At 64.4% G+C, this 250-nt stretch carries 1 protein-coding gene; it reads right to left on the reverse strand.

Going from position 1 to position 250, the window contains the following annotated elements; all coding sequences use genetic code 11:
- A partial coding sequence (locus ACUN9Y_RS22395; RefSeq protein ID WP_445462940.1) for a DUF6531 domain-containing protein occupies positions 1-250 on the reverse strand: 250 nt, incomplete at both ends.

The following is a 250-nucleotide window of genomic DNA, read 5'->3' on the forward strand; positions in this document are numbered from 1 at the left end:
AGGGTCATGCGCTCGCGCGGCAAAAAGCGCTGCTCGCCGGGGGCCAAGGGCTCGATGGGCAGGGCGCGATTGAGGCCGTCGATATAGGTCAGTTGGCCGCCGTGCTGCTCGAAGCGCAGATGATAGGGCGAGCTCCAGCGGGCGCCGAGTTCGCTGTCATCGAGCTCATCGATGCTCGAGCGGTAGTAGCGTGTCCATTCGACGTCGATCAGGCCCGGCACGCGAAAGTCGGTGTGCCACAGGTTCTCAT

It is taken from the genome of Halomonas sp. V046 (genome assembly GCF_052645355.1).